Below are 12,834 nucleotides of genomic sequence, written 5' to 3' on the forward strand. Positions count from 1 at the left end.
TCCCGGCCGAAGCCTGTCTTCATGAAACCCGTGCGGGCGTTGCTCCTCGCCGGCCTGCTCTCCCTGCTGGTGGCCGTCGGCTGCGCAGCCGACCCCGGACCCGACCGCGTCACCATCGAGGTGTGGGCCCACGACGGCACGGATGCTGAACGCGCGGTCCTCGAGCAGCAGGTGACGACGTTCAACGACCGCCACGACGACCTCGAGGTCAAGCTCCGGTTGATCGCCGAGGGCGACTACAACGACGCCCTCCAGACGGCGGTGGCGAGCGGTCACCTACCCGACGTCGCCGAGGTCGACGGACCGCTGCTTGCCGGCTATGTCCACCAGGGCGCCCTCGTGCCTCTCGACGGTCTCCTCCCCGACGCGGTGCTGGCCAGGCAGCTGCCGTCCCTCAAGGCCCAGGGCTCGCACGGTGGCCGCACCTATGCGGTCGGCACCTTCGATTCAGGTCTCGGTCTGTACGCCGACCGTCGGGCGCTGGAGGCAGCCGGGGTGGAGTGGCCGACGTCCGTCGATGACGCCTGGAGCGCCGAGGAGTTCGGTGCCGCCCTGGCAGCGCTCGCGAAGGAGGACGCCGACGGGAAGGTCCTGGACGTGAAGCTCAACTACGGCGTGGGGGAGTGGCTGACCTACGGATTCGCACCACTCGTCGCCTCCGCCGGTGGTGGCCTCATCGACCAGGAATCACTGTCGCCGACCGGCCGGCTGGACGGTGCCGCCTCCCGGCGTGCGCTGGCCACGCTCCAGGGCTGGGCGCCGTACGTCGACCCGAACGAGGAGGACGACGCGTTCGTCTCCCGGCGCGCGCCCTTGTCCTGGGTGGGGCACTGGACCTACCGCGACTACGCAGCGGCGCTCGGCGACGACCTGCTCGTGCTGCCGCTGCCGGACCTCGGCAAGGGCAGCAAGACCGGCCAGGGCTCGTGGGCCTGGACCGTGACGGCCAGCGGTGACGCCCAGCAGCAGGCAGCAGCGACGTTCCTGGCCCACCTCCTGGAGGACGAGGAGGTGCTCCGGATGGCGGACGCGAACGGTGCGGTCCCCGGCAACTCGTCAGCGCTGGAGGCCTCGAGCCTCTACGCGGAGGACGGTCCGCTGGCGCTCTTTGCGGACCAGCTGGTCAGGAGCTGCGGCAACGCCGAGCCCACGGCGGACTGCGTGGCGGTGCCCCGACCTGTCACCCCGGGCTACGCAGTCCTGAGCAGCCAGTTCGCGCAGGCCGTCTCGGTCGCGCTCTCCGGAAGGACAGCCGGCCCGGCGCTGGAGGAAGCGGCCGTCTTCGTCCAGGGCGACCTCGAGGACAACGACGGCTTCCGCTGACGTCGGCGTCCGTGTCGGACAACCCGTCACGCGGGTCGCGCGTCATCATCAGCACCATGGGCCACGCGCAGCGATCACGAATGAGCCGACGGGCGCTCCTGCTCGGCGGGACCGGCATCGCGGTCGGCGGTGGCGCGGCGCTCGTCGGCATCGAGATCGAGGTGCTCCCCGGACGGGCCTGGCTCTACCACCACCTCGGGCGTGACGGAGCCGAAGGCGTCGTACCGGATGTCGAGGCGGGCGCCTTCGAGAAGGGCACCTTCCCGTCCCGGGCGCGTGGCAAGGACGTCGGCTGGGCGATCTCCCGCCCGCCCGGGGTGACCGGCGCGCTGCCGGTCGTCATCGCCCTGCACGGGCGCCGGCAGGACCACACGTCGGCGTTCCGCCCCGACCGGCTCGGCCTCGACCGGTTCCTCGCGGCCGCCGTCGCGGACGGTGTGGCGCCCTTCGCGATCGCGAGCGTCGACGGCGGGGAGTCGTACTGGCACGACCGCGCCGACGGTGATCACGCCGGCACGATGCTGACCGACGAGTTCCTGCCGTTGCTCGAGGAGCACGACCTCGACACGAGCCGGATCGGCCTGATCGGTTGGTCGATGGGCGGCTTCGGAGTCCTGCGGCTCGCCGCGCTCCTCGGCGCCGATCGGGTGCCTGCGGTTGCCGCGATGTCGCCCGCGCTGTGGCGCGACTTCGACGACACCGCACCCGGCGCGTACGACGACCGGGCGGACTTCGAGGCGACGACGGTGATGGGGCGCCAGCAGGACCTCGACGGCATTGCGGTCCGCATCGACTGCGGGGAGGGGGACCCGTTCTACGCAGCGTCGAAGGAGTACGTCGAAGGGTTCGCCCGTCGCCCGGCCGGCGCCTTCGAGCTCGGCGACCACGACAGTGGCTACTGGCGACGGATCGCCCCGTCGGTGCTGGCGTTCCTGGGCGGGGCCCTGGCCTAGCCGGTGGCGGTGGTCGCCGGGGCGCCCAGGCACACGGCCACGAGCTCGCCGGCGACGTCGCCGCTGAACACGGCCCAGCCGTGGTCGAAGGAGACCAGCTCGGTCTCGCCCTCGGGGGTGCGCACGATCGCCTTGCTCGGGATCACGTCGCGGTCGAAGCCGGTGAACGAGCACCGGTTGCGCTGCATCATGTCGTCGAGCGGACCGGACTGCATGCCGATCTGTTCGGCGGGTGCGCTCGGCTGGGGCGTGGTGATCACGTTGACCGCGCCGAAGCCCACCAGGAGGGTCATCGCGCCCGCAGTGCTGGCGGCACGAATCGCCTGGACGGCGACCTTGAACCGCTGGGCGGGCAGCACGAGATCGGTCATCCGGAGCCCCCCTGCGCGTTCTGTTTGATCGACGGTCTGTTGTCGATCTCAACGAGTCGGAGGGGTCGGGGTCACGACTCGTCACGCGTGATCCACCAGACAACAACGGGGGTGTGGATGTCCGGACCAGCCACCAGACGGGCAGGATGGGCCGCATGACCTGGTTCGAATCACCGGCCGACGCGGCCGCCCGGCTCGGTGCCGCCGGCTACCTCGCCGACGCTGCGACTGCCACCACGACCTACCTCGCGGGCGCGCTCGAGAAGCCTCTCCTGCTCGAAGGACCGGCCGGTGTCGGCAAGACCGAGCTCGCCAAGGCGGTGTCCCGCGCCACGGGTGCGGAACTGGTGAGGCTGCAGTGCTACGAGGGACTCGATGAGGCGCGTGCGCTGTACGAGTGGAACTACAAGAAGCAGCTGCTGCGGATCCAGGCCGCCAACGCGTCGGGCTCGGCGAACGGCGGCGACTGGAACGCCACGCACGACGACATCTTCACCGAGGAGTTCCTGCTGACGCGGCCGCTGCTCACCGCGATCCGACGCGACGAGCCGACGGTGCTGCTGATCGACGAGGTCGACAAGACCGACATCGAGGTGGAGGGCCTGCTCCTCGAGGTGCTCAGCGACTTCCAGGTGACCATCCCCGAGCTCGGGACCGTTGCCGCCACGCGCCGGCCCTTCGTCGTACTCACCTCGAACGCGAGCCGGGAGCTGTCCGAGGCGGTCAAGCGTCGCTGCCTGTACCTCCACCTCGACTACCCCGACGCCGCGCGGGAGCGGGAGATCCTCCAGCAGCAGGTACCCGGGCTGGACGACCGGATCGCCGAGCAGCTCGTCGCCACTGTCGCCCGGATGCGCGAGCTCGAGCTCAAGAAGGCGCCGTCCATCGCCGAGTCCGTCGACTGGGCGCGCACGTTGATCGCCCTCGAGATCCGCGACCTCGACGACAAGGCCATCGCCGAGACCCTCGGTGCCGTGCTCAAGCACCAGTCCGACCACCAGCGGGCGATCAAGGAACTCAAGCTCAACCGGGCCTGACGCCATGACCTCCGACCGCCCTGATCGCGCCGACCACTCCGGCCTCCTCGACCGGCACCTCGCTTTCGTCGAGGCGCTGCGGGGTGCCGGGCTGTCCGTGTCGCTGGCCGAGGACCTCGACGCCGTGGCGGCGTTGTCGGCGCTGCACTGGACGAGTCGGGACACGGTGCGCGACGCCTTCGCCGCCACGATGGTCAAGAAGCAGTCGCAACGTACGACGTTCGACGCGCTCTTCGACGTCTACTTCCCCGGGATGGTCGGCAACGGGGCCGCCGCGCTGGCCGCTGCCGGCGCCGGCGAGGGTGAGGGCGAGCAGGGCGAGGCCAGCCCGGTCCGCGACAACGCCGAGGCCCTGCTGAGCTTCCGCGACCGGCTGGCCGAGATGCTGGAGTCCGGCGCCATGGATCCGGCCGAGCTGCAGCGGATGGCGGCCGAGATGGTCGGCACGTTCGGCTCGATGCCCGGGCGCGGTCCCGGACTCTCCTCGTGGTCGGCGTACACCGCGCTGCAGCGGGTCGCTCCCCAGGAGCTCGTCGACCGGCTGGTCCAGGGCCTGATGGCCGACGGTGCCGACGAGGAGGACGCCCGCCGGATCGCCAACCGGCGGATCGGTCAGTTCACGGCTCTGGTCGAGAGCGATGCCCGCCGACGGATCGCCGAGGAGAAGGGGCCCGACCACGTCGCCGAGGTGGCGGTGCGCCCCAGCATCGACAACCTCGCGTTCATGGCGGCGCGCCGCACGGACCTCGACGAGATGCGCAAGGAGATCTTCCCGCTCGCCCGGCGCCTCGCCACCCGGCTCGCGAAGGAACAGCACTCCCGGCACTCCCGCTCGGCGCCGCTGGACTTCCGGCGGACCGTGCGTGCGTCGATGGCCACCGGCGGCGTACCCATGACCACCCACCACCGGCCCAAGCGACCGCACCGCACCGACCTCGTCGTCCTCTGCGACGTGAGCGGCTCGACCGCCAACTTCGCGCAGTTCACGCTGCTGTTCGTGTTCGCCCTGCGCGAGGTGTTCCAGAGCATGCGGGCCTTCACGTTCATCGACCACGTGCACGAGGTGACCGGGCACTTCCGCCCCGGCGCCGACCCCGTCGACGTCCTCGCCGACCTCGCGGCCAGTGCCAGCCACGCAGCGCTGTGGGGCCGCACCAACTACGGTCGCGTCTTCACGAAGTTCGCCGAGCAGCACGCCGACGCGCTCGGCCCGAAGACCACCCTGCTGATCCTCGGCGACGCCCGCTCCAACTACAGCGACCTCCACGAGGACACCCTCAAGCAGCTCGCCGGCTCGGTGAAGCGGTCGTTCTGGCTCAACCCCGAGCACGAGCGCAACTGGGGGACGGGTGACTCGGCCGCGCCGACGTACGGCGAGATCGTGCGGATGATCGAGTGCCGCAACCTCAACCAGCTCAGCGAGTTCGTGCACGAGCTCGCCTGGTGATCAGTCCCGCCGGGAGACCAGGGCCTGGTCCGGCGTCAGCGGCACGCCGAGGTGCTCGGCGTGGGACGACAGGACGCTCCACACCGAACCGGTGAGGAACGCGACGAGCTCCTCGGGGGTGCTCCGTGACTCCGGGTGCGCCACCCAACGGTTGACCGCACCGTCGACGAGCCCGACGATTCCGAACGCGAGGTTCTCGGCGGCGCCGGTCGGCGGCGGATCGGTGGACAGGTGCGAGAGCTCGGCCTCCAGGAGCTGGGCCAGGCCGCGTGCGATGGCGGTCCGGGTGCCGGTCACGACCCGTGATCCGGTACGACGGCGCGTGGCCGAGCCGGTGCCGAGGAACTGTTGCAGCCGCGGGTGCCCGGCCACCCAGCCCACGTAGGTCGCGCTCGCACCCTCGATCGCGTCCCGGATGGAGCCGGTCGCGTCGAGCGCCGGGGCGAGATCGGTCATCAGGTTGTCGACGATCCGGCTCCGGATCTGTTCGTCGAGGTCGTCGCGGTTCTCGAACAGGCGGTAGACGACCGAGCGGGGGACCGAGGCCCGGTCGGCGATGGCCGCCACCCCGATCGCTCCGCCCTCGGCGTCGATCGCCTCGATGGCTGCGGTGAGGATCCGCTCGTGCCGCTCGGCACGGTGGTCGTCCCACCGGGTGTTGCGGCCGTCCGGAGCTGTCTCGGGGTCGACCGTCGTTCGCGCCACGCGGGCACACTACCGCCGCGGGCTCTTGACTGGACAGGTTGTCCAACGTACTTTTGCCCGGACATCTTGTCCAAGGAACCGTAGGGAGCGCCTCATGGCGAACAAGGTCTATGTCGTCGGCGTCGGGATGACGAAGTTCGAGAAGCCCGGATCACGGGACTGGGACTACCCCGACATGGCCCGCGAGTCGGGCACCAAGGCACTCGAGGACGCGGGGATCGACTACCGCGAGGTGCAGCAGGCGTATGTCGGCTACGTCTACGGCGAGTCGACCGCAGGGCAGCGCGCCGTCTACGAGCTCGGCATGACCGGGCTGCCGGTCGTCAACGTCAACAACAACTGCTCGACCGGGTCGACGGCGCTCTACCTCGCGACCCAGGCGGTCCGCGGCGGTCTCGCCGACTGCACGCTCGCGCTCGGCTTCGAGAAGATGCAGCCGGGTTCGCTCGGTTCGATGTACGACGACCGCGAGCAGCCGCTGATGAAGCACCTGCTGGCGCTGGCCGAGCTGCAGGAGTTCGCGATGCCGCCCGCGCCGTACATGTTCGGGGCTGCCGGCAACGAGCACATGGAGCGCTACGGCACCACCGCCGAGCAGTTCGCGAAGGTCGGGGTGAAGAACCACCGGCACTCGGCGAACAACCCCTACGCCCAGTTCCAGGATGTCTACACGCTCGAGGAGATCCTCGCGTCGCGCCAGGTCTACGGCCCGCTGACCAAGCTGCAGTGCTCCCCGACCTCGGACGGTTCGGGCGCGGTGATCCTCGCGAGCGAGGCATTCGTCGACAAGCACGGCCTCGGCGACCAGGCCGTGGAGATCATCGGCCAGTCGATGGTCACCGACATGGAGGGCACCTTCACCGACAAGTCGGCCCAGTCGCTGGTCGGCAAGGAGATGTCGCGACGGGCGGCAGACGAGGTCTACGAGCAGGCCGGGATCAGCGCCGAGGACGTCGACGTCATCGAGCTGCACGACTGCTTCTCGGCCAACGAGCTGCTCACCTACGAGTCGCTCGGACTGTGTGCCGACGGCGACGCCGGCAAGCTCATCGACAACGACGACACGACGTACGGCGGCCGCTGGGTCGTCAACCCGTCCGGCGGCCTGATCTCCAAGGGTCACCCCCTCGGCGCGACCGGTCTCGCCCAGTGCAGCGAGCTCACCTGGCAGCTGCGCGGCACCGCCGACGCCCGGCAGGTCGAGTCCGCCGCCGGCAAGGACGGCGTCGCCCTCCAGCACAACATCGGCCTGGGCGGTGCCGTCGTCGTGACGGCGTACCGCAAGGCGCAGTGACCCCTCGAACGTCCACCTTCACCACCACCAACAGGAGAACAACCATGGCCAGCGTTTCCGTCACCCAGAACCTCCCCGTCGACCCCCAGACCGCGTGGGACAACCTGTCCAACCTCGCCGAGTGGGAGAAGTGGCTCTCCATCCACCAGAACTGGAAGAGCGAGCTGCCCGCCCAGATCACCGTCGGCACCCAGGTGACCGAGGTCGTCTCGGTGATGGGCATGGCGAACAAGATCGAGTGGACGATCACCGAGCTCGAGGCGCCGAACACCGTGACCATCGAGGGTCTCGGCATGGCCGGCGTGAAGATCAAGTTCGTCCTGTCCGTCGCCCCGGCCGACGGCGGCTCGACGGCGACCATCGACGCCGACTTCAACGGCGCGATGATCGTCGGCCCGATCGGCAAGGCAGTGGCCAAGAACGCCCAGGGCGACCTCGAGAAGTCGCTGGCGACGTTCGCCGACCTCGTCGCGGCCTGAACGGACGACGAAGCGATGACGACGGCAGTGACCTTCGAGGACTCCGGGCTGGGCGAGTGGACCGAGGACCAGGTCTTCGAGGTCACTGCCGAACGGATCGCCGAGTACGCAGCGGCCACCAACGACCCGATCGAGGCGCATCTCCGCGGTGAGCTGGCCCCGCCGGTGTTCGCGGTGGTGCCGACGTTCTTCTCGCTGGCGCCGGCGGCTCTCGGCGTGGCGCCCGTGGAGCTGCTGATGAAGCTGGTCCACGGAGAGCAGGACTTCCACTTCCACCGGCCGATCCGGCCGGGCGACGTCCTCACGTGTCGCGCCCGGGCCACGGGCTACGCCGCGCTCAGCACCGGCTCCACCGTCACGGTGTACGCCGAGACCCGCGACGCCGACGGCAGCCTCGTCAACGAGCAGTGGTTGTCGGCGTTCTTCCGCGGCGTCGATGCGGGCGACACCGTCGGGGAGCAGGCGCCCGGCCACGGCCTGGCCGACTCGGTCACCACGGCCGACCCGGACGTGGTCGTCACCCAGCACGTCGATGACGACCAGACCTTCCGCTACTCGCCCGCGTCCGGCGACCCGATGCCGATCCACCTCGACGAGGAGATCGCGCAGATGTCCGGCCTGCCCGGGATCATCAACCACGGCCTCTGCACCATGGCGTTCACGTCCTGGGCCGCGCTGACCGAGCTCGCCGACGGCGACGTACGACGCCTGCGGCGGCTCGCCGTCCGGTTCGCCAGGCCGGTGCTGCCCGGCCAGGACATCACCACCAGCTTCTGGCGTCTCGACGACCCGACGGTCGACGCCGGCACCACGGCGTACGGCTTCCAGACCACGGTCGACAGCGACCTGGTCATCCGGGACGGCCTCGCCGTCCTCACCGACCACTGACCCCACCGGGTTTCGAGGCTCGCTGCGCTCGCACCTCAACCACCGACAAAGGACTGCACTCATGGGAACTCTTGACGGACGCGTCGCCATCGTCACCGGCGCCGGCCGCGGCATCGGCCGCGAACACGCCCTCCTCCTCGCGCGCGAAGGCGCGGCCGTCGTGGTCAACGACCTCGGCGGCTCCAACGAGGGGACCGGCGCCGACGCCGGACCTGCCCAGGAGGTCGCCGACGAGATCCGGGCGGCCGGTGGTCGCGCGGTCGCCAACACCGACAACGTCGCGTCCTGGTCCGGCGCGGAAGCCCTGGTGCAGCAGGCGATCGACGAGTTCGGTGGCCTGGACATCCTGATCAACAACGCCGGCATCCTGCGCGACGCCTTCCTCCCGTCGATGACCGAGGAGCAGTGGGACTCCGTCATCACCGTGCACCTCAAGGGCCACGCCGCTCCGCTGCACCACGCGGCGGCGTACTGGAAGGCACGGAGCAAGGCCGGCGTCGACGTCAACGCCGCGGTCGTCAACACCGCGTCGGCGTCGGGCACCTTCATGCCGAACGCCGGACAGGGCAACTACGGCGCAGCCAAGGCCGGCATCGCCGCGCTGACCCTGGTGGCGGCCGACGAGCTGGAGCGGTACGGCGTCCGGGTCAACGCGATCGCACCGATCGCCCGCACCCGGCTGACCCTCGCCACGCCCGGCATGGGCGCCTTGTTCGCGGCCGAGGTGCCCGAGGGAGAGTTCGACGCCTTCGCGCCCTCGAACATCTCGCCGCTGGTCGCCTGGCTCTCGGCGCCCGACTGCAAGCTCACCGGCAAGGTGTACGCCGTCCAGGGCGGCGGCATCTCCGAGCTCGCGGGCTGGCACGACGTCCACACCATCGAGAGTGACGGTCCCTGGACCATCGCCGACCTCGCCGATCGACTCTGAGGGAGACGGCCATGTCACGCCAGTCCTACGAGCTCGGCCTCGGTCTCATCGACGAGCACGTCGCCCTCGCCAACGCGGTCGCCGACCTCGCCGCGTCGGTCATCCCGGCCGCGGCGGTCCGCAAGGACATCGACGCCGGGAGCGAGGAGAAGTTCCCCGCCTTCTGGCCGTCGCTGGTCGACTACGACCTGCTCGGCCTCCACGTCGCCGAGGAGTCCGGCGGTGCCGGCGGCGGCTTGCTGACCCTCGCCGTCGCCCTCGAGGCCCTGGGCCGGCACGCTGCCCCCGGGCCGTTCGTGCCGACGGTGCTCGCCTCGGCATTCATCCAGGCCGACGGCGGCAAGCAGGCCGTCGAGCTCCTGCCCGCCCTGATCGACGGTACGACGACCGCTGCCGTGGCACTCGACGCCTCCGGTGTCCCGGCGGCCGTGGGCGTCGACGGCGCCTGGACGGTGTCGGGGACGTGGGAGGGCGTGCTCGGCGGCGAGCATGCCGACCACCTGGTGCTGCCGGTGGCGCATGACGGCTCCACCACGTGGATCGTGGTCGACGCCGCCGCGGTCGAGGTCGCTCGCCAGGACAGCATCGACGTGGTCCGTGGTTCCGCACGGGTCACCGCGGACGGCCTGGCGGTCGACGCCGAGCACGTCCTCTCCGCCCTGGCCGCCGAGCGGGCCCGCTCGATCGCGGCCGTCGTCCTCGGCGCGGAGGCCACGGGCGTGATGGCCTGGGCCGTGGCCACAGCTGCGGAGTACGCGAAGATCCGGGTCCAGTTCGGCCGCCCGATCGGCCAGTTCCAGGGGGTCAAGCACCTGTGCGCCCGGATGGGCATCGCGCTGGAGCAGGCACGCGCTGCCGTCTGGGACGCCGCGGTCGCCATCGACAAGGGCGACGACAACGCCGACTACGCCGGGACGGTCGCGGCGGTCGTCGTACCGGACCTCGCGGTGCGGGTGACCCAGGACTGCATCCAGGTGCACGGCGGCATCGGCTTCACGTGGGAGCACGACGCGCACCTCTACTACCGCCGCGCCCTCGCCCTCCGCGGCGTGCTCGGCAGCCGTGAGAAGCACGCACTGCGCCTCGCCGACCTGGCGCTCGCCGGAGTGGGCCGGGCGCTGGAGATCGAGCTGCCGGAGGAGGCGGAGACGATCCGTCCTACCATCCGCACCGAGCTGGCGACGATCGCTGCCATCACCGACGAGGACGAGCAGCTGGTCGCGCTCGGTGACGGTGGCTGGGTCCAGCCGCACCTGCGCAAGCCCTACGGTCGAGCCGCTGGTCCGCTCGAGCAGATCGTGATCATGCAGGAGATCAAGCACGCCGGCATCAACCTGCCGCAGCTGCTGATGGGCACCTGGGCGGTCGGCGCGATCGTGCCGCACGGCACCGAGCAGCAGCGCCAGGACCTGGTGGTCCCGACGCTGCGTGGCGAGGTCGTGTGGTGCCAGCTGTTCAGCGAGCCCGGAGCCGGCTCCGACCTCGCCTCGATCGCGACGAAGGCGGTCAAGGTCGACCGCGGCTGGAAGGTGACCGGCCAGAAGATCTGGACGACGGTCGCGCAGTTCTCCGACTGGGCGATGCTGATCGCCCGCACCAACCCGGATGCGCCGAAGCACCAGGGCATCACGTACTTCGTGCTCGACATGGCCAGCGAGGGCGTCGACGTACGCCCGTTGCGGGAGATGACCGGTTCGGCCCTGTTCAACGAGGTGTTCCTCGACGACGTCTTCATCCCCGACGAGAACGTCGTCGGCGAGGTCGACCACGGCTGGGAGGTCGCGCGCACGACACTCGCCGGCGAGCGGGTGGCGCTGAGCCAGAAGATGGAGGCCTACGCCAACGACAGCGACCTGCTCCGGTATGCCCGGGGACGGGTCGCCCGTGGCAGCGAGCTCGGCACCATCGCCCGCTACCACCTCGGCGAGCTGCTCGCCGAGAGCCAGGCCATCGACGTCATCAGCGCCCGCGTCGTCCTCAAGCAGCTCGCCGGAGCCGACGTCAGCACGACGTCCAGCGCCGGGAAGCTGCTGGCGATGGGCATCAGCCAGAAGATCGCCGAGTTCATCGTCGCCGAGCTCGGTGTCGCCGGCACGGTCTCGGTCCCGGGACAGCCGAGCGACCACGCCATCGAGCAGCTCATCGCCGGCCGCGCCACCACCATCTACGGCGGCACGACCGAGGTGCAGCTCAACGTCATCGGAGAGCGGATGCTGGGCCTGCCGAGGGACGCGCAGTGAGCGGCCCCCTCGACGGGCTCAAGGTCATCGAGCTCACCAGCCTCGCGCCGGCACCGTTCGCCTGCATGGTGCTGGCCGATCTCGGTGCCGACGTGATCCGGGTCGACCGCGCCGGCGGCGGCGACGCGCTCGCCGTACCGTCCGGCTACTTCGACCGCGGCCAGAGGTCGATCGCCGTCGACCTCAAGGACCCCCGTGGTGTCGACATCGTGCGCGGCCTCGTCGACGACGCGGACATCCTGGTCGAGGGCTTCCGCCCCGGAGTTGCCGAGCGCCTGGGCGTCGGGCCCGAGGCCTGCCAGGGCTGGAACCCCCGGCTGGTCTACGGCCGCCTCACCGGCTACGGCCAGCACGGTCCGATGGCCCAGGCCGCCGGGCACGACATCAACTACGTCGCGCTCGCCGGCGCGCTCGAGCCCATCGGCCGCGCGGGCGAGCGCCCGCTGCCGCCGCTGAACCTGGTCGCCGACTTCGCCGGAGGCGGCTTCCTCCTCGTGATCGGCCTCCTGGCCGCGCTGCGGGAGCGGGAGTTCTCCGGCAAGGGCCAGGTGGTCGACGCCTCCATGGTGGAGGGCGCCGCCCTGCTCACCACCTTCGTGCACGCGATGGCCTCGACCGGCCTGTGGATGCCCGAGCGCGGCACCAACTTCCTCGACTCCGGCGCCGCGTTCTACGACACGTACGTCTGCAGCGACGGCAAGTACGTCGCCGTCGGGGCGCTCGAGCCGCAGTTCTACGCCGAGCTGCTGAGCCGGCTCGGACTCAGCGACGAGGACCTCCCCTCGCCGTTCGACCTGGACCAGGCGGACAAGCTCCGGGCGGTCTTCGCCGGTGCGTTCCTCACGAGGACCCGGGACGAGTGGACCGAGGTGTTCGACGGGGTCGACGCCTGCGTCACGCCGGTGCTGTCGCCGAGCGAGGCGCCCGACCACCCGCACAACCGCGCCCGCCAGAGCTTCGTCGACATCGACGGTCGGGTCCAGCCGGCCCCGGCACCCCGGTTCTCGCGCAGCATCCCTCCTGTCCCGGCGCCGGCGCCCCGGCTGGGCGCCCACACCGATGACCTCCTCGCCGAGCTCGGCCACACCGCCGACACCATCGCCGAGCTTCGATCCGCCGGCGTCGTCGGCTGACCGTTCCGTCGCCCGTCCCACCATCACCTGCAAAGA

At 70.8% G+C, this 12,834-nt stretch carries 12 protein-coding genes; 10 read left to right on the top strand and 2 right to left on the bottom strand.

The annotated features are described in order from the left end of the window. Window positions 1–21: 21 nt before the first annotated feature. On the top strand, window positions 22–1,323 hold the full coding sequence (locus ACOACQ_RS13565; RefSeq protein WP_378605909.1) for an ABC transporter substrate-binding protein: 1,302 nt from the start codon (window positions 22–24) through the stop codon (window positions 1,321–1,323). 80 nt (window positions 1,324–1,403) lie between these two features. Then, the gene (locus ACOACQ_RS13570; RefSeq protein WP_420288501.1) at window positions 1,404–2,276 is read left to right on the top strand and encodes an alpha/beta hydrolase; all 873 of its coding nucleotides are present in this window, start codon (window positions 1,404–1,406) and stop codon (window positions 2,274–2,276) included. On the opposite strand, the gene ACOACQ_RS13575 is transcribed toward ACOACQ_RS13570, so the two are convergent. Further along, a complete protein-coding gene (locus ACOACQ_RS13575; RefSeq protein ID WP_420288502.1) occupies window positions 2,273–2,647 on the bottom strand; it encodes a hypothetical protein in 375 nt (124 codons plus the stop codon). The two genes, ACOACQ_RS13570 and ACOACQ_RS13575, sit on opposite strands and share 4 nt — an antisense overlap. 146 nt (window positions 2,648–2,793) lie before the next feature. On the opposite strand from ACOACQ_RS13575, the gene ACOACQ_RS13580 reads away from it, so the two are divergent. After that, on the top strand, window positions 2,794–3,684 hold the full coding sequence (locus ACOACQ_RS13580; RefSeq protein ID WP_378605900.1) for an AAA family ATPase: 891 nt from the start codon (window positions 2,794–2,796) through the stop codon (window positions 3,682–3,684). A gap of 4 nt (window positions 3,685–3,688) precedes the next feature. Then, entirely contained in the window at window positions 3,689–5,131 is a 1,443-nt protein-coding gene (locus ACOACQ_RS13585; RefSeq protein WP_420288503.1) for a VWA domain-containing protein, read from the top strand. Here the strand turns inward: ACOACQ_RS13585 and ACOACQ_RS13590 are convergent, their stop codons facing one another. Next, a complete protein-coding gene (locus ACOACQ_RS13590) occupies window positions 5,132–5,836 on the bottom strand; it encodes a TetR/AcrR family transcriptional regulator (protein ID WP_420288504.1) in 705 nt (234 codons plus the stop codon). A 94-nt stretch (window positions 5,837–5,930) separates the two neighbouring features. On the opposite strand from ACOACQ_RS13590, the gene ACOACQ_RS13595 reads away from it, so the two are divergent. The 6 genes from ACOACQ_RS13595 to ACOACQ_RS13620 all read left to right on the top strand — a co-directional run bounded on the left by ACOACQ_RS13595 (window position 5,931) and on the right by ACOACQ_RS13620 (window position 12,798). After that, window positions 5,931–7,130, top strand: a complete 1,200-nt coding sequence (locus tag ACOACQ_RS13595) for a lipid-transfer protein (RefSeq protein ID WP_378605888.1) — start codon at window positions 5,931–5,933, stop codon at window positions 7,128–7,130. A 44-nt stretch (window positions 7,131–7,174) separates the two neighbouring features. Next, window positions 7,175–7,609 (top strand): SRPBCC family protein, encoded by a 435-nt coding sequence (locus ACOACQ_RS13600; protein WP_378605885.1) that lies wholly within the window; start codon window positions 7,175–7,177, stop codon window positions 7,607–7,609. 15 nt (window positions 7,610–7,624) lie between these two features. After that, window positions 7,625–8,497, top strand: a complete 873-nt coding sequence (locus ACOACQ_RS13605; RefSeq protein ID WP_420288505.1) for a MaoC/PaaZ C-terminal domain-containing protein — start codon at window positions 7,625–7,627, stop codon at window positions 8,495–8,497. Window positions 8,498–8,558: 61 nt separating this feature from the next. After that, window positions 8,559–9,425 (top strand): SDR family oxidoreductase, encoded by an 867-nt coding sequence (locus ACOACQ_RS13610; protein ID WP_378605877.1) that lies wholly within the window; start codon window positions 8,559–8,561, stop codon window positions 9,423–9,425. A gap of 11 nt (window positions 9,426–9,436) precedes the next feature. Then, complete coding sequence (locus ACOACQ_RS13615) at window positions 9,437–11,665, top strand: acyl-CoA dehydrogenase (RefSeq protein ID WP_420288506.1); 2,229 nt, start codon at window positions 9,437–9,439, stop codon at window positions 11,663–11,665. Continuing rightward, window positions 11,662–12,798 carry a CaiB/BaiF CoA transferase family protein gene (locus ACOACQ_RS13620; protein ID WP_420288507.1) on the top strand — a complete coding sequence of 379 codons (1,137 nt, stop codon included), beginning with the start codon at window positions 11,662–11,664 and terminating at the stop codon, window positions 12,796–12,798. The genes ACOACQ_RS13615 and ACOACQ_RS13620 overlap by 4 nt, the downstream gene beginning before the upstream one ends. The last annotated feature ends 36 nt before the right edge of the window (window positions 12,799–12,834 follow it).

Origin of the sequence: Nocardioides sp. CPCC 206347 (assembly GCF_048654605.1) — a bacterium.
In the GTDB taxonomy this organism is placed as follows: domain Bacteria; phylum Actinomycetota; class Actinomycetes; order Propionibacteriales; family Nocardioidaceae; genus Nocardioides.